The sequence below is a fragment of the Bradyrhizobium sp. UFLA03-84 genome, from assembly GCF_002289535.1.
Taxonomy (GTDB): domain Bacteria; phylum Pseudomonadota; class Alphaproteobacteria; order Rhizobiales; family Xanthobacteraceae; genus Bradyrhizobium; species Bradyrhizobium viridifuturi.
Map to the genome: position 1 here is coordinate 132,967 of NZ_NSJY01000009.1, position 23,111 is coordinate 156,077.

The window sequence follows — 23,111 nt, forward strand, 5'->3', positions numbered from 1 at the left end:
AGACCGCCGGGCAACCAGCGAGGGCCGTGCGGGGATTGGCAATTCGGATGACACCTGACCATTAAAATTTCCGAGGACCGGGAATATTGGGTCTGATGATGTGGAACTCCGGCCGCTTTTCTACCTGGCGACGAGTCCCTGTTGGAGCTACGCCGAAGCGTGTGGCGTGAAGCTGATCGCAATCAGCGACAGTTTGTCGCCGATCACTAGTGTCGCGGTTGACTCGTTCCCGTCATCCTGAGGTGCGAGCGGAGCGAGCCTCGAAGGATGCACGGCCACCAGCCGGGCCGTACATCCTTCGAGACGCGCTTCGCGCTCCTCAGGATGACGGTGAGGGAGCATTCACCTCACTCCGCCGCTTGCGATGAGGGCGGGCTGACGGTCGCAACCCCATCCGCCTCGGTCGCCGAGATCGTGGTGCGGATCATCAGGCGGCCCTCATGCGCCGGCCAGGGGCGGCCGCGATGCATAGTGGCGCGGTTGTCCCACATCACGACGTCGCCCTGCTTCCATTGATGCAGATAGCTGACGCCGGGCGCGGTCGCGGCTTCGGTCAGCTGCTCGATCAGCGCCTTACCGGCCTCGGCATCCATACCCTCGACGCCATAGGCGTGGGAGGCGAGATACAGCGCGCCGCGGCCGTTGACCGGATTACGCCACACCATGCGCCAGCATACCGGCGGCAATGCGTCGGTTTCCTCCGTCGTCGCGAGACCGGCAGCCACCTTGCTGCGCGAATGGGCGTAGGAATGCCAGGCGAACGAGTTTTCCAGCCGCTTCGCCAAATCCTTGTCGAGCCGCTCGAAGGCGAGGCGCATCGAGACGAATTCGGTCTCGCCGCCATGTTCAGGGATGATGCGCGCAGACAGGATCGAGGTCAGCGCCGGCACGCGCTTGAAGGAGGAGTCGGTGTGCCAGAGCTGGTTGGCCCTGGCGCGCAGTTGCTGGCGATGATCGGACGGAACCACGTTGCCGTCGGGTCCGAAGGTCGAGAGGATCACGAAATGCGAGCCGGTGCCCATCGAGCCGACCTTGGTCACCTCGGGCGGACCGAAGCGGCGCGAGAAGGCGAGCTGGATGTCGTCGCTGACCTCCTGGCCACGGAACACCAGCACCGAGTGCTCCTCGAATGCCGCGCGCACCGCCGCATAGGCGGTATCGCTGGCGGCAATGTCTGACAGCGTCACGCCGCGCAGCTCGGCTCCGAATCCCTCGCGCAGTGGGATCACGTCCATCGGCAGGTCCTCCCTGATTTTTCTTGTTGAAGCGAGGTTAGGGGAAAACCCCGCCACCGGCAACGCGGCCCGCGGCATCTCACCCCATTGCGATCAGATTGTGCCGTGTGCGCCGGTCGGCGACCTCGATGCGCTGCGTGATGAGGGCGAACAGCGCCCAGCTCGAATGGAAGACGACGCCGGCCAGGATCACGACGGCTCCCGGAATCGGCCCGATCGAGGCGCGGTCCCAGATGTCGCTCACCGTCATCAACGGCAGCGGATGGATCGCCAGCTTGCCGTAGTAGGCGATGGCCTGGATCGCGAAAATCCAGCCGTAGGTCCGGCGCAGCCGCCGGCCGACCGCGCGCGCAAAGCTGATGTGGTAGCTGGGGCGGCGATAATCATTGGCCAGCAGCTCGGTCCAGGCGGCATTCGGCGATGGCTCTTCGCCGCGGATCATCGGTGCGTAGAAGTCGGTTTCGAGCAACCGGGCGCGGGCGCGCCAGACGTTGAAGTAGCGGTAGCGCCGCGCCTCGAACAGCAGGAAGACCGTGACCAGCAGGCCGACCAGCACCATCGGCAGAGGTGATGCCTCCGCATTGCTGTAGGTCGCCGACAGCGCGATCCCGGTGGTGACAACAGCCCAGTTGGTCGAGCTGTCGAGGCGGGTACGCCAGACCGTGCTGCGGTAGACCTCGCCGCGATAGAGATGGGCGAGCGCGCCGATCTCGGCGGCGGTGAACTCGAGCCTGCCGGCCTGTGCCGGCTCCGGCTCGCGCGGCTGGGGCGACGGCATGGCGGCCTCCGGCGAAGCTGGCTTGCGATCGCAGAGCATAACGCGAAATCCGCGCGGCGGGCGAGTCCGTTGCGCGGCGGCGCTTGTCCGGCCGGATCAGCGCCGTCAGCCGCATCGCTCGGCTCAGACGATCCGCGAGGTCTTGTTGCCCCAATAGCGGTCGCGCAGCAGGCGCTTGTAGAGTTTTCCGGTCGGCAGCCGCGGCAGCTCGGCCTCGAAATCCACCGAGCGCGGCACCTTCTGGCGCGACAGCGAGCCCGCGCAGAAGGCGATCAGCTCCTCGGCGAGCTCGGGCCCCGGCGCGATACCCTCGGCCGGCTGCACCACCGCCTTCACTTCCTCGCCGAGATCGGCATTGGGCACGCCGAACACCGCGGCGTCGGCGACCTTGGGATGCGTGATCAGGAGGTTCTCGCATTCCTGCGGGTAGATGTTCACGCCGCCGGAAATGATCATGAAGGTGGCGCGATCGGTGAGATAGAGGAAGTTGTCGTCATCGACATAGCCGACGTCGCCGACCGTGCTCATGCTGCCGTCGGCCGAGCGCGCCTCGCTGGTCTTGGCCGGATCGTTGAAATATTCGAACGGCGTCGCCGTCTTGAACCACACCGTGCCCGGCGTGCCCTTCGGGCAGGGTTGCATGTTCTCGTCGAGGATATGCAGGTCGCCGAGCAGCACCCTGCCGACGGTGCCGCGATGCGCCAGCCATTCCTCGCTGTTGCAGGCGGTGAAGCCGAGGCCTTCGGTCGCGCCGTAATATTCGTGGATGATCGGGCCCCACCATTTGATCATCTCGTCCTTGACCAGCGCCGGGCAGGGCGCAGCGGCGTGGATTGCGATCTCGAGCGTCGACAAATCGTAGCGGTTGCGAACCTCCTCGGGTAGCTTCAGCAGACGCGAGAACATGGTCGGCACCAGCTGGCTGTGGGTGATGCCCCACTTCTCGACCAGCTGGAGATAGCGCTCGGGATCGAAGCTCTCCATGATGACGACCGTGCCGCCCATCCGGATGGTGAGATTGACCGCGGCCTGCGGCGCCGAGTGATAGAGCGGCGCCGGCGACAGGTAGACCATGCCCTCGCGGTAGTGCCAGAGCTTGGTCAGGAAATCGAACAGCGGCAGGTTCTGCGATGGCGGTTGCTCAGGCAGCGGCCGCACGATGCCCTTGGGCCGGCCTGTCGTGCCGGACGAATAGAGCATCGCGGTACCGGCGTATTCGTCCGCGATCGGCGTCGACGGCAGGCCGGCGGTGGCTTCTCGCAGTCCGACGATGCGATCACTCTCGCTGTTGCCGTCGACCACGATGCAAAGCTCGACCTGCGGGCACTCCTTCAGCGCCTCGCGTGCGATGTCGAGCTTCAGCTTCGAGGTGATCAGGATCCGCGACTGGCTGTTGGTCAGGATGTAGGCGAGCTCACCCGCGGTGAGGTAGGAATTGACGCAGGTATAATATAGTCCTGCGCGCTCGCCGGCGCCGCAGGCCTCGAGGTAGCGATTGTTGTTCTCCATGAAGATCGAATAGTGGTCGAGCCGCTTGAGGCCTCGCTTGCGGAACAGATGCGCGAGACGGTTGCTGCGCGCCTCGAGCTCGCGATAGGTGACGATCTCGCCGGTCCCGGCCATGATGAAGGCCGGTTGCAGCGGACGCAGGTAAGCATGCTTGCCAGTGTACATTGAGCTCTATTTCCCCCTCACTCGCGACTCGTTCTTGTTCTAGGCCGCCATTGCCAGAATCTCGCAGACCTCTGATGGACCGTCGATCTTGCGCGGGTTGCGTGGCACCCAGGGCGTGCGCATCGCACCCGCCGCGATGCGGTCGAAATGTTCGGGACCGACCTGCACCTCCTTGAGGCTGCGCGGCATGCCGAGGTCGCGGATGAAGCGATCGAGTACGTCGCCGGCGTCCGCGCCTGGATGCCCCATCGCGGCCGCGACCAGCGCCTGCCGGTCGGCATTGTCGCGCTTGTTCCAGCGCATCACCGCAGGCAGCATCACGCACGACGTGTAGCCATGCGGCACATCGAACTCGGCGCCGAGCACGTAGCCGATGCCATGGCTCGCGCCCATCGGCACGCCGGAGGCGAGCGGGCCGGTCGAGAGCCAGGTTCCGATCTGGCAATCCATCCGCGCCGAAATGTCCTTCGGGTTGGCCTTCACCCGCGGCAGACCGGCGGCCAGCATCTCGAGCCCCTTGATCGCCTGCGCGTCGCCGTAAGGGTGCGCCTCGCGCGAGCAGATGCCCTCGACGCAATGGTCGACGGCGCGGATGCCGGTCGACAGGAACAGCCAGTCCGGCGTGTGCACCGACAATTCCGGATCGAGGATGGTGGCGCGTGGCATCACCAGCGGATGGCGCAGCATCTCCTTCTGCCGCTTGGCCTCGTTGGTGACGCCTGCGATCGAGGAGAATTCGCCGCCGGCGATCGTGGTCGGCACGCTGATCTGCCGCACCGTCGGCGGATTCATCTCGGGCGAGACGCCGCCACGGGTGCGGATGGTGTCGATGCCGTCGGATGTGGTGACATTGTTGGCGAGGCAGAGCTGCACCGCTTTGGCACCATCCGTGATCGAGCCGCCGCCGATGGTGACGATCAGGTCGGCCTTCGCATCGCGCGCCTGCTCGGTTGCCGCGATGACCGCGGCCCGCGGCGTATGCGCCGGCATCCTGTCGAAGATGCCGACGCAGCGGGACCCGAGCGCCTCGCGGATTCTTTCGATCTCGTCGGTCTCGCGGTTCAGTGTGCCCGAGACCATCAGGAAGGCGCGCTGCGCGCCCAGCCGGTCCAGTTGCTCGACGACGGCCTCACCGGCGGGCCGCCCGAACACGACCTCGTCCATGGCGCCAAATACGACACGGCCTCTGTGCACGCGCCTCTCCTCCCTCAAGATGGTCCGCCTTGCCGGCGGCGCTTTGCGGAGAGGTTAGCGGAGGAAATCGGGGTCGTCATCAGGGCTGCTGCCGGTGGTCGGAACGATCGCGCCGCCTATTCCGCCGTCGTCCCTGCGAAGGCAGGGATCCATAACCACAGGGTTGTGGTGTTGAAGTGAGCTGCGGCCCCGGCGCTGGCCAAGCAACTGTCATTGCTGGTTATGGATCCCGGGTCGCGCTGCGCTTGCCCGGGACGACATCGAATATGTGGCACTCGCTTGAGTCATACATCTGCATTCTCGCGAGACGATCCGTTCGAGTCTTGCGTTTACTTGCCCCTCTCCGGGGACAGTGGGCACAGGGAAAATTCGGTGCCGATAGCGCCCAACTTAGATGCAAGGGCCGCCCGCCCCTCTATCCTCCCGTCATTCCGGGCCTCGCGAAGCGAGAGCCCGGAATCCATCACGCCGCATCACTTTTGGTGAAATGGATTCCGGGCTCGACGCTTCGCGTCGCCCCGGAATGACGAGGACGGGAGCCGCTCCGGAATGACCGTGAGAGAGCACGCCAGAAACCTTGACCGCATCGTCGCGACGTGTGTTACACGTCGATAGCAACAGGGACGTGCGCATGACCACCGTCGATCTCGCGAAATTGCACATTGATGACTTCACGGCGCATCAGGGTGCGGAGTTCGAGATGCAGGCTGCGGATCGCATCGTGGCGCTGAAGCTCGCCAGGGTCGAGCCCGCCGGTAACAGCGGCCGGCCGGGTGGTGCGTTCTCGTTGCTGTTTGCGGGGCCGAAGGGAGCATGGCTTCCGCAGGCGATCTATTCGGTGCGGCATCCCGCGCTCGGCGTGATGGAGATTTTCCTTGTGCCGATCGGGCCGCTCGCCGACGCCAATGGCTATCAGGCGATCTTCACCTGACTGTCTGAACCTGATCGTCAGAAGCACGTGCCGCGCGCCGGCGCATCAGATCGTAGACGCCCTTGTCTTCCTCGGTGACGAAGCCGAGCCGGCGGTAGAGCCGCATCGCCGGGTTGAGCTTCTCGACGTGGATCGAGACGTCCTTGTCGGCGGCCGCCGCCTCGTCGATCGCGTCGCGCAGCAGCGCCTCGCCGTAGCCTTTGCCGCGATGCGCCGGCATGAAGGCGATGTCGATGATGCGGTGCTGGCTCGGCCAGCGCTCGATGTAGAACCGGCCGACGTCCTCATCGCCCTGGGCGATGACCAGCCAGTCGGCGTCCGGATAGTGCCGCTGATAGTGCGTGTGCTGGGCGCGAAACTGCTGATCGAGAAAGGCAGCTTTCTCTGCGTTGCTCCATGGCAACGGCGCCAACTCCTCGGCGCGGGTCGAGGCATAGAGGCGGACCAGGAACGGCAGATCGGCCTCCGACAGGCGGCGAAATTGGCAACCGGATTCAGCCGCGCGCGCCCAACCGAATGCGGGCGCGCCAAACGTCGGCGCACCAGGTGAGGGGGTATGCAGCGTCAAGACAACCTCAGCTCCGTGGCGGGAAAACGCCCTGCATCGCAATGCAGAAATTGAGCGTGAGGTAGGGCATCAGATTGTTGTGCGGCAGGCTGGCGCCTGCCGGTCCAATCATGTTGGAGGCCATCTGCACCAGCGCGGGCATTGGACTGGTGGTGACATAGGCCGCACCGTTGACCGATCGCGCGATGCCCCGGGTCGATGTGGGGGCTGCCTGGTCGGCCTGTAGATTGACCGCCACCATGTTGTGGGGGTGCGAGGGCATTTCGGTCTGCAACAGGGTCACCGTGTCCGAGCCGCCGTTCTGGCCGAGGTCGTACAGCGACAGGCCCGGTCCCTGACCCGGCGCCATTGGCGCGTTGCCTTGCATGTTGGGAAGCGCGAAGTTCGAGGTGCCGTTGCCGCCATATGTCACGCCAAGCAACGAGAACAGCGCCGTGTTCTGCGAGATCGGCAGGATCTGACCGTTACAGAACGCCCAGCCGGAGGGCGCGAAGTTGAACGGAAAAATGCGAATTTCGGCGACGAAGGGGTCAGCCATGTTGTCGCGCTCCTAGCTCTGGCTCGGGAAGATGCCGAACAGCGAAATAATGAAATTGACGCACAGATAGGGCTGGATGTTGCTGTGCGGCTGGCTGCCGCCGGCCGGTCCGATCACGACCGGGCTCAGCGGCGTCGTCGGCGTTTGCTCCTTGTAGAGCAGCAGTGCACCACCCATCTGGTCGAGCACGTTGCCCTGCGGGTTCGAGCTCGTGCCGGTGTTTTGACATGCCAGCATGGTGTGATCATGCGCCGGAATCTGCTGCGTTGTGAGGGTGATTGTCTCGGCGCCGCCGGTTTCCCCAATCGCGAATCCGTTGCCCATGTGAAGCGGCAGCCGGCCGCGCAAGTCGGGGAGGGCAAAGGTCGACTGACCGTCGCCGCCATAGGTGGTGCCGATCAGGTTGAACAGCACCTCATTGTCGGAAATCGGCAGCAGCCGGCCATCGCAGAATTGCCAGCCGGCCGGCGCGAAGTTGCCGGCGAAGAGCTTGAGTTCGCCTACAAAGGGTTGCGGCATGAGAGGTCTCCGTCAATTCTGCGAAGGGAAGACGCCCTGCAAGGCGATACTGAAATTGATCGTCAGGAATGGCTGCATATTCAGATGCGCCTGGCTGCCGCCGGTCATGGAGATGCTGCCTGCCACCAGCGGGGTCAGCGCCGTCGGTGCGGCATAGGCGTTGTTCAAGGCGCCGAGGACGTTGTTCGCGGGCACCAGAACAGCGCCATTGGTGTTGGTGGCGTTCGCGGAATGGCTATGCGTCGGCATTTCGGAAATCGTGAGCGTATGCCCTTGCTCGCCGGCTCTCTCGCCGAGCACATGGCCGTTGCCGGTGTGCATTGGTACGCTGCCTTGCAGGTTCGGCAGTGCGAAAGTGGTCTGCCCGTTGCCGCCAAAAGTGGTGCCAAGCAATGAGAACAACGCCTGGTTCTGGTTGATCGGAAGCAGCTGTCCGTTGCAGCCCGCCCAGCCCTTGGGCGCAAAGCCAAACGACATCATGCGTATTTCGGAAAGAAACGGATCGGCCATCGGTCCTCCGCAAGTATGTCGTAAGATTCGTGAAAAATTCGAGACAATGATGCCGCGTCGATAACGTTCTGCACGATAGCGTGTTTTACGGTAAGTGCAACCTCAACGATTGTTCGGCTTCTGCGATTTTTTTGTCTGATTGCGTGAGCGGCTCGTGAACGAGATCGATCGTCGACGACGGCGCTGTCGTCACGAATCGGACATGTCGGATGTGGACATGATGCGGAGATCGAAGCTGTCCCGGCATCGAGGCCGCGCGCGGACTCCATCGGTCAAAAGACGACACCTGCCGCACCGGCTCGGCAGGCGTCGTTGTCTTCGGCAAGGCGCCCGATCAGACCACCAGGTCGTGATGGAATGTGGCCTGGGCGTGACTGTCGGTCGGCGTGCCGCCCATCGCGGCGAACACGGCCTCGTGGCTCATCCACCACGGGGCGGCGGCGTTGGATTGCCCGCTGAACAGATCGGACATGGTCTGGTTGCTCGCGCCTGGGTCCACACGGCTCGTGGTGGTCTGCGACGGCGCTTTGGCGAACGACGCGAAGTCGAAGCTGTCACGATTGGCCATGACCTGCGGAGAGGTACCGTCTTGCGTGGGCATGACGTGCGGCGACGCGGTGCTGGCATCCACCGCGCTTGGCAGCCGGCGCTCGCCGTCGGTCAGATTGATATACATCAGGTCACCAGCGTGGCTCGGCGTCGTGTCGTCTGCCAGGCCGATGACATGGCCGAGCTCGTGCGACACCGCGGTCAACAGGTCGAGATGTCCAGCCGCCGCGCTCGTCGGGTCCGCGAATAGGTCGGTCGCGGTGGCGGCGTGGGCGAACTCGAAATTGTCCGAAGGTGTCGGGTCGACGAACCAGCCATGTCCGGCGGCGCTGGCATCGATCGTGATGTGGCCATTCGATTCCGCGCTGACGACGCTGCCGCCGAGGGTGGCGACACTGAACGTGACCGCCTTCATGATCGCGAGCTGGCTTGCCGACGCACCGACGGTAGCCCATTGCGCAATCGCGGTCGAGACGACGGAATTCAGCTCCGTCTGGGTGAGATGGGTTTCGCCCGTGGTCGGCGAGGCCGCTGCGACGCCGCCCGAGGTGGCGACCATGAACTGGGCGCCGCCGAAATAGCCGCCACCTGCGGCATGGGTGGGATCGCCGATCGCCTGGGTCGCGACCGCCCCGTTTCCGGTGCCGGTAACGGTGTTGTTGGCCGCCACGTAATTCGCCACTGCGGTGAAATCATAGGGCGCGCCGCCGTAGTTGGGAGTGCCAATCAAGCCGGTTTTCGAAACCCCCTCCTGCTCGAGGAAGATGCCGGCGACCAGGCCTAAGCCGGTATTGCCACCGAGATCGACGTTGTTCCTCAGCGCGCCTGCGCCGCCGATCGTGGCGTCCAGCAGATTGTTGTCGCCGCCGGCTCCCGTCCCCGAGCCGTTCTGCACATAGATGCCGGCAAATCCGTTGGTCGAATCGAGCGTATCGACCGTGTTGCCCTGGATCACCGCGGTCATCGCCCCGGCGGCGCCGTTATGGACCAGCGTATAGATGCCGCCGACGACGCCGGAGATATGGTTGTTGGTGATGGTCGTGCTCGAGGTGCCCGCGCCATCCTCGAACACGGCGATGCCGTAACCCTGCGTCGAACCGCTGCCGCCCGAACCTTGCGTGCCGATCGTGTTGCCGGTGATCGTGCCGGTGAACGAGCCGGCGGAGCCGGTGCCCTTGCTGATCCCGAGCGCCGCGCCGAGCGCGCCCTTGATGGTGTTGTTCGCGATGTCGTAGGTCAGCGTGATGTCGTTGGTCGGGCCACCGCCGCCGATCGTGATGCCGCCGCCGCCGCTGACGATGTTCTGGTTGGTGTTGCTGAAGTTGTCGCCGGTCATGACCAGGTCCGACGACACCGTGCCCAGCAGATTGAGCTGGAACATGTCGCCGCGCGCGGATGTGACGGTCGAGTTCTGGATCGTGGCGTTGAAGGTGCCGCCGGTCGCCTGGAATCCGATCGCGTCGTTGGACGCGTTGCCGGCCGCCGAATTGGTCGCGAAGGTCGAGCCGGAGACGGTGATACGGTTCAGCGTCTGGCCGCTGTCGTTGAAGACGTGCAAGGCATCATAGGCCGCACCGGTGAGGGTCGAGTTCGTGACCGAGGCGGTGCCGGACAAGCCGGTGAAGTAGACGTCGCCCTCGCCGATGCCGCCGACGCTGGTGCCGTTGGTGCCGGTCACCGTGGTGTTGCCGAGCGTAAAGCCGGTGACGTTGGTGCCGACGATGCCGTAGTTCTGGAAGTCGTGCATCGCCAGATAGGAGATCTGAACATCCTTGGTGTTGTTCAGGTAGATGCCGCTGCCCTGCGTGGTGCTGCCGTCGGCGCCGGTCTTGTTGGCGATCGTGCCGCCGCTGCCCGCCGTCGAGCCGTCGCCGGTGACATGCAGGCCGCCGTTGCCGGCGGCGGTACCGGTGTTGGAGAGGATGATGCCGTTGTTGGACCCGCCGCTCGACGTGATGCTCTTGAGGATGAGGTTCGACGAGCCGATCTGAGTGTTCTCGACATCGAGCGCGGTGCCGGTCGTCGACGTGATGGTGTTGTTGCTGCCGGTCAGCGTGATGGTGCCGCCATGGGTGAAGCTCATGCCGGTGCCGCTGGACGTCTTGATCACGATGTCCTGCATCGTGACGGTGCCGACATTGTTGCCGTCGTCGCTGATGCCGATGCCGGTCGAAGCCGAGGTATCGATGCTGACACCTGTGATGGTGTGGCCTGACGTGCCGAGCAGATCGATGCCGTTGTCGGCGCCGGTGACATGGATGACCGGGTCGGTACCGGAACCGGTGTTGGCGGTGACCACCTGGCCGGTCACCGGATTGGTGAACTGCAGGTTGTGGCTGCCGCCGATCAGGTTGACGCCGTTGGCGAGATTGATGCCGCTGGCCTCGCTGTAGGTGCCGGTGCCGTGCTCCAGCACGACGTAGTCGCCGGAGCCCGCCGGGTTCGCCGCGTTGAAGGCCGCGATCGAGGTGTACGGGTCGGCCTGGGTGCCGAGGTTGTGGCTGCCCGCGGCCGAGTTGTCGATGTAGAACACCTGCGGGACGACGCCGACGTGGAAGGTCTGATTGCCCGACGAGAGCGGCCCGCCGGTGCCGGTGTGGCCGTTGTCGCTGACGTTCAGCGTGACGGTGTCGGTACCGGTGAAGCCGTCGTCACTGTTGTATGTCAGCGTTGCCAGCGCGGTGTTGACCTGCGCGGCCGTGCCCGTGAGGGTCACGGTGTGGCTATTGTTGTTGGTGAAGCTCGCAAGCCCCGAGGTGTCGAAGCTCACATTCGCGTGGACCGTCGAGATCGTCGCGGTGACGGTGCTGGGGTCAGAATCGACGTCCGCGACCGACAGGCCTGATATCGCGAGATTGGTGTGCGAGAACGCGGTTCCGATCGAAGAGTCCGCCGGCACCGTCGCGGTCGGCGCATCGTCTACCGCGGTGACGGTTCCGGTCGTCGATCCCGTCCCGGTGTCGTTGCCGCCATTGGCGGTGCCGCCGTCATCGTGCACGGTCAAAGTATAGGACCGCGCGGTGGTGTCGGGATTTTCGCTGGTGTTGTTGAACTGGATCAGGTCGAGCGCCGCATTGTAGTGCGCGAGCGTGTCGGTGCCGGTGAAGCTGATCGTCTCGGTGCCGGCCGTGCTGGTGATGTCGAAGTGGATTCCGCCGATATCGCCGCTGCTGCCGGCATGCCCCGCGATCGAGAGCGCGTCCAACGTCTTCAGATTGCTCAGCACGAAGGTCGCGTCGGTCAGGTTGTTGCCTTCGGCGTCGGTGATCGTCAGGTTGGGCGTGATCGTGACCGGCGTCGAGTTCGCCGCCGGCGTGCCGTTCGGCGGCTCGGTGAAGCCGGTGATGGCGCCGAAGGAAATCACCGGCGCGTCGTTGACCGGCGTGACGTGGATCGTCGAGGTCGAGGTGTTGCTGTTCAGCGAGCCGTCATTGACCGTGAAGCTGACGGTGCGATCCGCTCCGGACGGGTTGTCGCTCGAGTTGAAATAGGTGATGGAATCGAGTGCGGCCTTGTAGTTGGCGACGCTCGAGGAGCCGGTCAGCGTCAGCACGCCGATCGCGGCATTGTACGAGCCGGTGATGCCGTTCTGGTTGATGAAGCCCAGCACGTCCTGGCCGGCGGCAAAGCCGCCGGTGATCGCAATCGTCGCGCCGACCATGTTGGCGCTGTCGACGTCGGTCACGTTGACCGACGCATCGATCACGGTCGCCGCCTGGTTCTCGATGTAGCTCAGCGTGCCGCCGGCTGACGTGACCGGCGGATCGTTGACCGGCGTGACGTTGATGGTGTCGGTGACTGCGGTGGAGTTCGCCGCGCCGTCATTGGCGATGATGGTGACGGTACGCGCGAGGCCCGACGGGTTATCGCTGGTGTTGAAATAGGTCACCGAGGCCAGCGCGGCCTGGTAGTTGGCGACGCTGGAGGAGCCGGTCAGCGTCAGCGTGGCGGTCGCGGCGTTGAACGATCCACTGATGCCGTTCTGGTTGACGAAGCCGAGCACGTCCTCGCCGTTGACGTAGTTGCCGGTGATCTGCACCGTCGCGCCGGCCAGCGTGGTGTTGTCGACGTCGGTCACGGTGATCGCCGGGTCGAACGCGGTCGCGGCCTGGTTCTCGGTGTAGTTCAGCGTGTGCCCGGCGGTGACCACCGGCGGGTCGTTCACCGGCGTGACGTTGATGGTGTCGGTGACCGGCGTGCTGTCGAGCGTGCCGTCATTGGCGGTGATCGTGACGGTGCGCGGCGCGCCCGACGGGTTGTCGCTGTTGTCGAAATAGGTCACCGAGGCCAGCGCGGCCTGGTAGTTGGCGACGCTGGAGGAGCCGGACAGCGTCAGTGTTCCGGTCGCGGCGTTGAACGATCCGGTGATGCCGTTCTGGTTGGTGAAGCCGAGGATGTCCTCGCCATTGATGTAGCCGCCGGTGATCTGCACTGTGGCGGACGCCAGATTGGCGTCGTCGGCGTCGGTCACGGTGATCGCCGGGTCGAACGCGGTCGCGGCCTGGTTCTCGGTGTAGTTCAGCGCGTGGCTGGCGATGACGATCGGCGCCTGGTCGACGACGACGCCGATGGTGAAGGTCTGCTGGCTATGCAGCGTGCCGTCGCTGGAATCGACCGTGATGTCGTAGGACGGATCGGCGGCGAGGATCTTGCTGGGATCAGCGACGGTGACGGCGCCGGTCGTGGCGTTGATGGTGAAGGCGCCGCCGGAGGTGTCGCCGACCAGCGAATAGGTCACCGGCGGTCCGTTCACGTCGACCGAGGACGCCGTCAGGTGGACATAGCTGCCGGCCGGAGCGCCGACCGCGACACGGTTCGCGGTGCCGTCGCTGTCGACCGGGGTCGACGGCGCGACGTCGGTGACGTCGATGGTAAAGGTCTGCGAGCTTGTCAGCGTGCCGTCGCTGGCGGATGCTGTCACCGTGTAGGCGTGGGTGGGGCCGCTGGTCTCGTAGTCGATCTTGGTGGAGTCTGTGACGGTGATAACGCCGGTGGTCGCGTTGATGGTGAAGCCGCCGCCGGAGGTGTCGCCGGTCAGCGAATAGGTCACGGCCGGGCCGTTGACGTCGATCGCCGACGCGGTGATGCCGACCGTCGATCCGTTGGCGGCGCCTTCGGCGATCGAATTCTGGGCGACGTCGCTGTCGACCGGGGTCGACGGCGCGGCGTCGTCGACGGCGATGGTGAAGGTCTGCGAACTCGCGAGCGTGCCGTCGCTGGCCTGCGCGGTCACCGTGTAGGAATGGGTCGGGCCGCTGCTCTCGTAGTCGAGCTTGGTGGGGTCGGCGACGGTGATGACGCCGGTTGTCGCGTTGATGGTGAAGCCGCCGCCCGAGGTGTCGCCGGTCAGCGAATAGGTCACGGGGGGGCCGTTGACGTCGGTCGTGGTCGCGGTGACACCGACGGTGTTGCCGGCGGCGGCACCTTCGACGATGTGGTTGGCGGTGGCGTCGCTGTCGATCGGTGTCGACGGCGCGGCGTCGTCGACGGTGATAGTGAAGGTCTGCGAGGTCGCGAGCGTACCGTCGCTGGCCTGCGCGGTGATGGTGTAGCTGTGGGTCGCGCCGCTGGTCTCGTAGTCGATCTTGGTGGGATCGGCGACGGTGACGACGCCCGTGGTGGCGTTGATGGTGAAGCCGCCGCCCGAGGTGTCGCCGACCAGCGAATAGGTCACCGCCGGGCCATTGATATCGGTTGCGGACGCGGTGATGCCGACGGTGCTTCCGGCGGCGGCGCCTTCGACGACGTGGTTAGTGGTGACGTCGCTGTCGACCGGGGCCGACGGCGCAACGTCGGTGACGGCGATGGTGAAGGTCTGCGAGCTGGCTTGCAGGCCGTCGCTGGCCTGCGCCGTCACCGTGTAGGAATGGCCGGCGCCGCTGGTCTCAAAATCGATCTTGGTCGGATCGGCGACGGTGATGACGCCGGTCGTGGCATTGATGGTGAAGCCGCCGCCGGAGGTGTCGCCGATCAGCGCATAGGTCACCGGGGGACCGTTGACGTCGATCGAGGACGCGGTGACGCCGACCGTGGTGCCGGCGGCGGCGCCTTCGGCAACCGCGTTGACGGTGGAATCGGTATCGGCCGGTGCCGACGGCGGCGCATCGGTGACGGCGATGGTGAAGGTCTGCGAGCTGGTCAGCGTGCCGTCGCTGGCCTGTGCGGTCACGGTGTAGGAATGGCCCGGGGCGCTGGCCTCAAAGTCGAGCTTGGTCGGATCGGCGACGGTGATGACGCCGGTCGTGGCGTTGATGGTAAAGCCGCCGCCGGAGGTATCGCCGGTCAGCGAATAGGTCACGGCCGGACCGTTGACGTCGGTCGACGACGCGGTGACGCCGACCGTGGTGCCGGCAGCGGCGCCTTCGACCACGGTATTGGCGGCGGCGTTGCTGTCGACCGGGGTCGATGGCGCGACGTCGGTGACGTTGATGGTGAAACTCTGCGTGCTGGTCAGCGTGCCGTCGCTGGCCTGCGCGGTAATGGTGTAGGCGTGACCGGGCGCGGTTTCGAAATCGATCTTGGTCGGATCGGCGACGCTGACGACGCCGGTCGCGGCGTCGATGGTGAAGCCATGGGCATCGCCGACCAGCGAATAGGTCACGGCGCCGCCGTTGATGTCAGTCGAATGCGCGGTAACGCCGACCACGGTGCCGATGGCCGCGCCTTCGGCGACCGAATTGGCCGTGACGTCGGTGTCGGTCGGTGCCGACGGCGGTGCGTCGGTGACACCGATGGTGAAGGTCTGCGTCGACGAGGTCGCGCCGGCCGTCGCGTGCACCGTGATGGTATAGGCGTGGCCGGGCGCGCTCTCGTAGTCGAGCTTGGTCGGATCGGCGACGGTGACGACGCCGGTATTGGGATCGATCTTGAAGCCGCCGCCCGAGGTGTCACCGGTCAGCGAGTAGGTGGTTGCCGGACCGTTCGGATCGACCGCGGACGCGGTGATACCGACCAGCGTGTCGACGGCGGCGCCTTCGACGACGCTGTTGGCGGCCGAATTGACGTCGATCGGCGTGGAGACGGGAACGTCGTTGACGTTGATGGTGAAGGTCTGCGTGCTGACGCCGCCATGGCCGTCGCTGGCCTGCACAGTGATGGTGTAGGCGTGGCCCGGCGCGGTCTCGAAGTCGATCTTGGTGGAATCGGCGACGGTGACGATACCGGTGTTGGGGTCGATCTTGAAGCCGCCGCTGGAGGAATCCGCCGTCAGCGAATAGGTGACGCCGGGGCCGTTGACGTCGGCCGACGATGCGGTGATGCCGACCAGGGTATTGACGGCGGCGCCTTCGTTGATGGCGTTGGCGGCGGCGTTGCTGTCGACCGGTGTCGACGGCGGCGCGTTGCTGACCGCGATTACGAAGCTCTGCGACGAGACGAAGATACCGTCGGTTGCCTGCACGTTGACGACGTAGCTGCCGCCGGAGCTTTCGAAGTCGACCTTGGTGGGATCGGAGACCGAGACCACGCCGGTATTCGGATCGACCTTGAAGCCGCCATGGGAGGAATCTGATGTCAGCGAATAGGTGACGGGGAGGCCGATCAGGCTGCTCGACTGCGCGGTGATGCCGACCGAGGTGTTGGCTGCTGCGCCTTCAACGACCGTGTTGGTGCTGGAATTGACATCGCTCGGAGGCGCCAGGAAGCCCTGGATCGGCGGCCAAAGGGTTCCGGGAGGGCAGCCGATGTAGAGATATTGCAGACCATACGTGTCGGCGAATGCCTGCGCGGCCGGATCGAGGATGATATGTCCGGTCGGATCGAGGTGAAGCTCGGGGCGCGTTAAACCACCGATTGTATAGGCAGGTATGGTCGTCATGAGCGCTCCTGCGACCGGCGTGGAAGCCGATCAATATTTACAATTATTGGGGACGATGACGTGTGAAGCCGCTCACACGTTGAAGTTGACCGCCCGCGACTGGCGATCGCACCAAGTCGCCTGCAATTCGGGAAAGCCGCGATGCTCGCGGAGCCGTCACATCAGCAAGGTCAAATGCGCTTGCCATTTACGTAGTCGCTTTCACACACTCGCGCCGCGACAAAACATAATGAATGTTCGAGAAAAATGCGGCCGGCCAACAAAATTTATGCTTTGGCAACCATGACCGTATTGGCGATATTTCCGGGTGTCAATGTGTGTCCGGATGACAACCGCGTCGTTAACGATGATTTCGCCCGTGCAGCGGGAGGTAGAGTAATGGAACTTGGCCGGTCTTGCCGTCTGCGCGTCGGGGTTGTTACGTCGAAAGTCGAAATGGAGGCGCTGTGACGGATCCGTGAAACGAATTCGCGCTGTGATTGTTTCGGGACAGTCCATCTGTGACCTTCCGCTTTCGATAGGCCAGCAAATCTGCCCCTTTTCGTCGTCACGGTTTCGCGAGCGTGTCGTAAGGCGTTCAGATTCCGCAACTATTTGCTTGATCCGGCGGCCATCTTGAACAGACTGGGGTGCGGCTACATCTGTGACGTCCGCCGCCGCGGCATCGCAGTGGTCCATCCGCGTTGAATCACCGCAAATTCAATTGCGACTTTGGTAGCCCTGCTTCGGTCGGCGTGCTTCGTGGTCTTTTGGGGGAGAGTGAATTGAGTTCGATTGACAGAGCGGAGCGTCCGGCTCCGGTGATCGGCGTCGGGCGTCATTCGCTTCGCCGCCATGCATCGTTCAGCCTTTGGCGCGGCCTCGCGCCGCTCGGCCTGCTGGCGGCGCTGACGCTCGGCGGCTGCGACGACAAGAGCGCGCAATCGCAGGCCGCGCCGCCGGCGCCGCCCGTGACCGTGGCACAGCCGGTCAAGCGCACCGTCACCGATTGGGACGAATTCACCGGCCGGTTCGAGGCGATCGAGGAGGTTCAGGTCCGCGCCCGCGTCGGCGGCTTCGTCAACAGCGTCGAGTTCAAGGATGGTGCGATCGTCCACGCCGGCGATCTGCTCTACATCATCGACCCGCGGCCGTTCGAAGCCGTCGTGCTGCAGGCCGAAGGCCAACTAGCCGACGCGCGGGCCAAGGGCGAGCTTGCCAAGCGCGATCTCGAGCGCGGGCTGAACCTGGTGCAGACCAGCGCGGTCTCGGAGCAGGTCGTCGACCAGCGCCGCCAGGCGCTGCAGGCGGCGCGCGCCGCCGAGACGCAGGCCGAGGGCACGCTGAAGGCCGCGCAGCTCAACGTCGAATTCACCCATGTGCTGGCGCCGATCACCGGTCGCGTCAGCCGGCATCTGGTGACCCCTGGCAACCTGGTGCAGGGCAGCGAGGGTGGCGCGACGCTATTGACCTCGATCGTGTCGCTCGATCCGATCTACATCTATTTCGACGTCGACGAGGCGACCTATCAGCGCAACAGCAAGCTGTGGTTCGAAGGCCGGCGGCCGAGCTCGCGCGACACCGCGAATCCGGTGCAGGTGGCGCTGACCGGCGAGACCAAGCCCTCGCATGAGGGCAAGATGGACTTCCTCGACAACCGCCTCGACGTCTCGACCGCGACGCTGCGCAGCCGCGCGGTGATCCCGAACCATGATCTCTCGATCCTGCCCGGCCAATTCGGCCGCGTCCGCCTGATCGGCTCCTCGCCCTATGAGGCGCTGCTGATCCCCGATACCGCCATCGCCACCGACCAGTCGCGCAAGATCGTGTTCGTGGTCAAGGACGACAACACGGTGGAAGCAAGGGCGGTCACGCTCGGGCCGCTGGATGAAGGCCTGCGCGTGATCCGCGAAGGCCTTAAGCCGGAGGATCACGTGATCGTCGACGGGCTGCAGCGCGCCCGCGTCGGCGCCAAGGTGACGCCGAAGATGGCGCAGGCGCCGGCAGGTGACAAAGCACCGGCAGCAGACAAGCCGGCGGCAGGTGCCAAGCCATGAATCTCGGCAGGCTTTCCATCAACCAGCCCATCCTCGCGATGGTGCTGTCGATCGTGCTGCTGATCGTCGGCGCGATCGCCTATCCGACGCTGCCGGTCTCGGAATATCCGCAGGTGGTGCCGCCGACCGTCACGGTCACCACGCAATATCCGGGCGCTTCGGCGCAGACCGTGTCCGACACCGTCGCGGCTCCGATCGAGCAGGAGATCAACGGCGTCGAGGACATGCTGTATCTGTACAGCCAGGCGACCTCGAACGGCCAGCTCACCATCACCGCGACCTTCAAGCTCGGCACCGACCTCGACAAGGCGCAGGTGCTGGTGCAGAACCGCGTCGCGATCGCGCAGCCGCGGCTGCCTGAAGAGGTGCAGCGCAACGGCGTCGTCACCCGCAAGAACTCGCCCGACATCCTGATGGTCGTGTTCATGCTGTCGCCCGACGATACGTTCGACCAGCTCTACATCTCCAACTACGCGTTGCTGCAGGTCCGCGACCAGCTGCTGCGGCTCGACGGCGTCGGCGACATCCAGATGTTCGGCGCGCGCGATTACTCAATGCGGCTGTGGCTCGATCCCGACCGGATTGCCAATCTCGGCCTGACCTCGACCGAGGTGCTGGCGGCGATCCGGGCGCAGAACCTGCAGATCGCGGGCGGCCAGATCGCCGAACCGCCGATCGCCGATCGCGCCTTCCAGCCCAACCTCGTCTTCACAGGCCGCCTCAAGGATATCAGGCAATTCGAGGACATCGTGGTGAAGGCCGGCTCCGACGGCCGCACCGTGCGCCTGCGCGACGTCGCGCGCGTCGAGCTCGGTGCGCTGTCCTACGCCACCAACAGCTTCCTGCTGCGCAAATCGGCGGTCGCGCTGCTGGTGACGCAGCGGCCCGGATCGAACGCGCTCGCCACCGCCAAGAGCATCTCCGACACGATGGAGCGGATGAAGGCGACGTTCCCGAAGGGGCTCGACTACAATATCGGCTACAACCCGACCGAATTCATCGCCCAATCGGTTCATGAGCTGATCAAGACCATTTACGAGGCGATGGCGCTGGTCGTCATCGTGGTGCTGGTGTTCCTGCAGGGCTGGCGGCCCGCGATCATCCCGATCATCGCGATCCCGGTGTCGCTGGTCGGCACCTTCGCGGTGATGGCCGCGCTCGGCTTCTCGATCAACAATCTGACGCTGTTCGGCCTCGTGCTTGCGGTCGGCATCGTGGTCGACGACGCCATTGTGGTGGTCGAGAATGTCGAGCGGCATCTCGAGCACGGCATGTCCAGGCGCGACGCCGCGCTCAAGACTATGGAGGAGGTCGGCGGTGCGCTGGTCTCGATCGCCTTGGTGCTGTGCGCGGTGTTCGTGCCGACTGCGTTCCTCGGCGGCATCTCCGGTCAGTTCTTCCAGCAATTCGCCGTCACCATCGCGGTGGCCACCGCGATCTCCTGTTTCTGCTCGCTGACGCTGTCGCCGGCGCTGGCCTCGCAGATCCTGGTCCCGCACGAGGAGAAGCGGCCGCCGGCGCGCTGGAACTTCATCGCCCGCGGCTGGGACAGCTTCACCGCGCTGTTCAACCGCGTGTTCGACCGGCTGGCCCATGGTTATGCCGGTGTCGCCGACTTCGTGATCCGGCATACCGTGGTGATGGTCGCGATCTACCTCGTCCTGATCGGCAGCGCCGGCTGGCTGCTCGCGACCACGTCGCAGGGCTTCATCCCGGCGCAGGATCGCGGCTACGTCATCATCTCGGCGCAGTTGCCGGGCGCCGCGTCGCTGGCGCGGACCACGGCCGTGGTCCGCGAGATCGAGCGGATCGCGCTGGATACGCCGGGCATCGTTCGCGTCGCGGCGTTCGCCGGCTTCTCCGGCGCGACGCGCACCCAGGCGGGCAACGCCGCGGCGCTGTTCCCGGTGTTCGACGAGCCGGAGGCGCGCCTGAAGAAGGGGCTGACGGCGACCGCGATCACCGCCGACCTGCGCAAGCGGCTGTCGGTGATCCAGGGGGCCTTCATCATCGTGATTCCGCCGCCGGCGGTGCCTGGCATCGGCACCGGCGGTGGCTTCACGATCCGTGTCCAGGACCGGCAGGGGCGTGGGGCCGAACTGCTGGCGTCCGCGACCGACGAGCTGGTGCAGGCCGCTCGCAAGTCGCCGAGCCTGACATCGGTGTTCTCGCCGTATTCTGCGAACACGCCGCAGCTGTTCGTCGATATCGATCGGGTCAAGGCGCAGAAGCTCGGCGTTCCCATCGCCAACATCACCGACACGATCGAGACCTATTTCGGCTCGACCTATGTCAACGACTTCAACCTGTTCGGGCGCACCTACCACGTCACCGCGCAGGCCGACCTGCCGTTCCGCAAGGAAACCACGGATCTGTCGCGGCTGCGCACCCGCAACGCCAATGGCGACATGGTGATGCTCGGCAGTGTCGTCGACTTCAAGGACATTTCGGGCCCCGACCGAGTGGCGCGTTACAACCTCTACTCGGCGTCCGAACTGCAGGGTGAGCCGGCGCCGGGCGTCAGCTCGACGACGGCGCTCAACACCATCAAGAAGATCGCCGACGACACCCTGCCCAGCGGCTTCTCGTTCGAATGGACCGACCTGTCCTACCAGCAGGTCAACGGCGCCAATGCCGGCCTCTACGTGTTCCCGATCTGCGTGCTGTTCGTCTACCTGGTGCTGGCCGCGCAATATGGCAGCTGGACACTGCCGTTCGCGGTGATCCTGATCGTGCCGATGTGCCTGTTCGCGGCCACGATCGGTGTGCGCATCATGGGCCAGGACGTCAACATCCTGACCCAGATCGGCTTCGTGGTGCTGGTGGGGCTCGCCGCCAAGAACGCGATCCTGATCGTCGAGTTCGCGCGCGACATCGAGCTCGAGGGCAGGCCGCGGCTGGAGGCTGTGATCGAGGCCTGCCGGCTCCGCTTGCGGCCGATCCTGATGACGTCGTTCGCCTTCATCCTCGGCGTGCTGCCGCTGGTGCTGTCGACCGGCTCGGGCTCGGAAATGCGTCAGGCGGTTGGCGTCGCCGTGTTCTTCGGCATGCTCGGCGTCACCCTGTTCGGCCTGGTCTTCACGCCGATCTTCTACATGGTGGTGCGCAACCTCGCGGAAGGAAAGAACGAGGGCAAGCCGAAGGAACCCGCGGCCGTGGCGGGGTGAGCACTGCTCCCCCGTCGTCATTCCGGGGCGCGCCATCGAACTCGGGTTTACCCGAGTTCGACATTCCAAACTGATCCAAGTCGGCTACAGCCGGCTTGGATGCGCGAGCCCGGAATCCATTCTTCTACGTGGACTGCGGCCCGATGGATTCCGGGTCCGCGCTGCGCGCGCCCCGGAATGACAAGGGGAGCCCATACTTTTGGCTGAACTGAAATCGATGGGCAGCGGCTAGGTTATAAAATAATGTCGCGCCGATTTTTCCTGATAGAAACTGCTGGGAGAGCATAACAATGAAGTCGGGATTTTTGGCCGCGGTCGCGGCGTGCAGCCTGATGCTTGCGACGCCGGCGATGGCCCAGGGCGTCAAGATCGGCATCCTGAACGACCAGTCGGGCGTCTACGCGGACTACGGCGGAAAATACTCGGTCGAAGCCGCCAAGATGGCGATCGAGGATTTCGGCGGCGAGGTGCTCGGCCAGAAGATCGAGATGGTCACCGCCGATCACCAGAACAAGCCCGATCTCGCGACCTCGATCGCGCGGCGCTGGTATGACGCCGATGGCGTCGACATGATCACCGAGCTGACGACCTCGTCGGTGGCGCTCGCGGTGCAGGAGCTCTCGAAGGAAAAGAAGAAGATCGACATCGTGGTCGGCGCTGCGACCTCGGCGATCACGGGCGCGGCCTGCACGCCGTACGGCTTCCACTGGGCGTTCGACACCCATGCGCTCGCGGTCGGCACCGGCGGCGCGCTGGTGAAGGCCGGCGGCGACAGCTGGTTCTTCCTCACCGCCGATTATGCGTTCGGCTACGCGCTGGAAAAGGACACCAGCGAGGTCGTCACCGCCGCGGGCGGCAAGGTGCTGGGTTCGGTCCGCGTGCCGCTGAACTCGTCGGACTTCTCTTCCTTCCTGCTGCAGGCGCAGAGCTCGAAGGCGAAGGTGATCGGCCTCGCCAATGCCGGCCAGGACACCACCAACTCGATCAAGCAGGCCGCCGAGTTCGGCATCGTCAGGGGTGGCCAGAAGATGGCGGGCCTTTTGATGACGCTCGCCGAGGTCAACGGTCTTGGCCTCGAGGCCGCGCAGGGCCTGGTGCTGACCGAAGGGTTCTACTGGGATCATGACGACAAGAGCCGCGCCTTCTCCGAGCGCTTCTTCAAGCGCACCGGGCGGATGCCGAGCATGATCCACGCCGGCACCTATTCAGCGACGCTGAGCTATCTGAAGGCGGTGAAGGCCGCCGGCTCCAAGGACTCCGACGCGGTCGCCAAGAAGCTGAAGGAGCTGCCGGTCGACGACGCCTTCGCCCAGGGCAAGGTACAGGAGAACGGCCGCATGGTGCACGACATGTATCTGTTCGAGGTCAAGAAGCCCTCGGAATCGAAGAAGCCGTGGGACTATTACAAGCAGCTCGCCGTGGTGCCCGGCGATCAGGCCTTCCCGCGGGCCAAGGACTCCGGCTGCCCGCTGACGAAGTGACGCGGAGCTGGGGCAACAAATATCGGTGTCGTCCCGGCGAAAGCCGGGACCCATAACCACCGATGTTCGCTATTCTGCTGCGCTGTGGCCCCAGCCTTCGCAAAACTGGACCCTG

Annotated in this window: 13 protein-coding genes; 4 read left to right on the forward strand and 9 right to left on the reverse strand. The window is 65.0% G+C overall.

Going from position 1 to position 23,111, the window contains the following annotated elements; translation table 11 throughout:
* Window positions 1–347: 347 nt before the first annotated feature.
* The 4 genes from CK489_RS10770 to CK489_RS10785 all read right to left on the reverse strand — a co-directional run bounded on the left by CK489_RS10770 (window position 348) and on the right by CK489_RS10785 (window position 4,881).
* Window positions 348–1,235 carry a TauD/TfdA dioxygenase family protein gene (locus CK489_RS10770; protein WP_095732298.1) on the reverse strand — a complete coding sequence of 296 codons (888 nt, stop codon included), beginning with the start codon at window positions 1,233–1,235 and terminating at the stop codon, window positions 348–350.
* Between the two features lie 79 nt (window positions 1,236–1,314).
* Window positions 1,315–2,052: a DUF2270 domain-containing protein gene (locus CK489_RS10775; protein WP_095732299.1), complete on the reverse strand. Its 738-nt coding sequence runs from the start codon at window positions 2,050–2,052 to the stop codon at window positions 1,315–1,317.
* A gap of 84 nt (window positions 2,053–2,136) precedes the next feature.
* The gene (locus CK489_RS10780) at window positions 2,137–3,687 is read right to left on the reverse strand and encodes an AMP-binding protein (protein WP_095732300.1); all 1,551 of its coding nucleotides are present in this window, start codon (window positions 3,685–3,687) and stop codon (window positions 2,137–2,139) included.
* A gap of 39 nt (window positions 3,688–3,726) precedes the next feature.
* The gene (locus tag CK489_RS10785) at window positions 3,727–4,881 is read right to left on the reverse strand and encodes an iron-containing alcohol dehydrogenase (RefSeq protein ID WP_198960896.1); all 1,155 of its coding nucleotides are present in this window, start codon (window positions 4,879–4,881) and stop codon (window positions 3,727–3,729) included.
* A gap of 631 nt (window positions 4,882–5,512) precedes the next feature.
* Between CK489_RS10785 and CK489_RS10790 the strand changes: the two genes are divergently transcribed.
* Complete coding sequence (locus CK489_RS10790; protein WP_245350316.1) at window positions 5,513–5,812, forward strand: DUF6916 family protein; 300 nt, start codon at window positions 5,513–5,515, stop codon at window positions 5,810–5,812.
* Here CK489_RS10790 and CK489_RS10795 read toward each other — a convergent pair.
* The 5 genes from CK489_RS10795 to CK489_RS10815 all read right to left on the reverse strand — a co-directional run bounded on the left by CK489_RS10795 (window position 5,805) and on the right by CK489_RS10815 (window position 16,312).
* A complete protein-coding gene (locus CK489_RS10795; RefSeq protein WP_245350317.1) occupies window positions 5,805–6,380 on the reverse strand; it encodes a GNAT family N-acetyltransferase in 576 nt (191 codons plus the stop codon). The two genes, CK489_RS10790 and CK489_RS10795, sit on opposite strands and share 8 nt — an antisense overlap.
* A 7-nt stretch (window positions 6,381–6,387) precedes the next feature.
* Complete coding sequence (locus CK489_RS10800; RefSeq protein WP_095732303.1) at window positions 6,388–6,918, reverse strand: phage tail protein; 531 nt, start codon at window positions 6,916–6,918, stop codon at window positions 6,388–6,390.
* Window positions 6,919–6,930: 12 nt separating this feature from the next.
* Window positions 6,931–7,437, reverse strand: coding sequence for a phage tail protein (locus CK489_RS10805; protein WP_050631996.1), 507 nt, complete (start codon window positions 7,435–7,437; stop codon window positions 6,931–6,933).
* 12 nt (window positions 7,438–7,449) lie between these two features.
* Window positions 7,450–7,947 carry a phage tail protein gene (locus tag CK489_RS10810; protein ID WP_095732304.1) on the reverse strand — a complete coding sequence of 166 codons (498 nt, stop codon included), beginning with the start codon at window positions 7,945–7,947 and terminating at the stop codon, window positions 7,450–7,452.
* Window positions 7,948–8,281: 334 nt separating this feature from the next.
* A complete protein-coding gene (locus CK489_RS10815; RefSeq protein ID WP_095732305.1) occupies window positions 8,282–16,312 on the reverse strand; it encodes a cadherin repeat domain-containing protein in 8,031 nt (2,676 codons plus the stop codon).
* An 800-nt stretch (window positions 16,313–17,112) separates the two neighbouring features.
* On the opposite strand from CK489_RS10815, the gene CK489_RS10820 reads away from it, so the two are divergent.
* From CK489_RS10820 to CK489_RS10830, 3 genes are all read left to right on the forward strand, one after another.
* Complete coding sequence (locus CK489_RS10820) at window positions 17,113–18,348, forward strand: efflux RND transporter periplasmic adaptor subunit (RefSeq protein ID WP_095732306.1); 1,236 nt, start codon at window positions 17,113–17,115, stop codon at window positions 18,346–18,348.
* The gene (locus CK489_RS10825; protein ID WP_095732307.1) at window positions 18,345–21,515 is read left to right on the forward strand and encodes an efflux RND transporter permease subunit; all 3,171 of its coding nucleotides are present in this window, start codon (window positions 18,345–18,347) and stop codon (window positions 21,513–21,515) included. Before CK489_RS10820 ends, CK489_RS10825 begins: the two co-directional genes overlap by 4 nt.
* 290 nt (window positions 21,516–21,805) lie before the next feature.
* Window positions 21,806–22,996: an ABC transporter substrate-binding protein gene (locus CK489_RS10830; RefSeq protein ID WP_095732308.1), complete on the forward strand. Its 1,191-nt coding sequence runs from the start codon at window positions 21,806–21,808 to the stop codon at window positions 22,994–22,996.
* Window positions 22,997–23,111 lie beyond the last annotated feature (115 nt).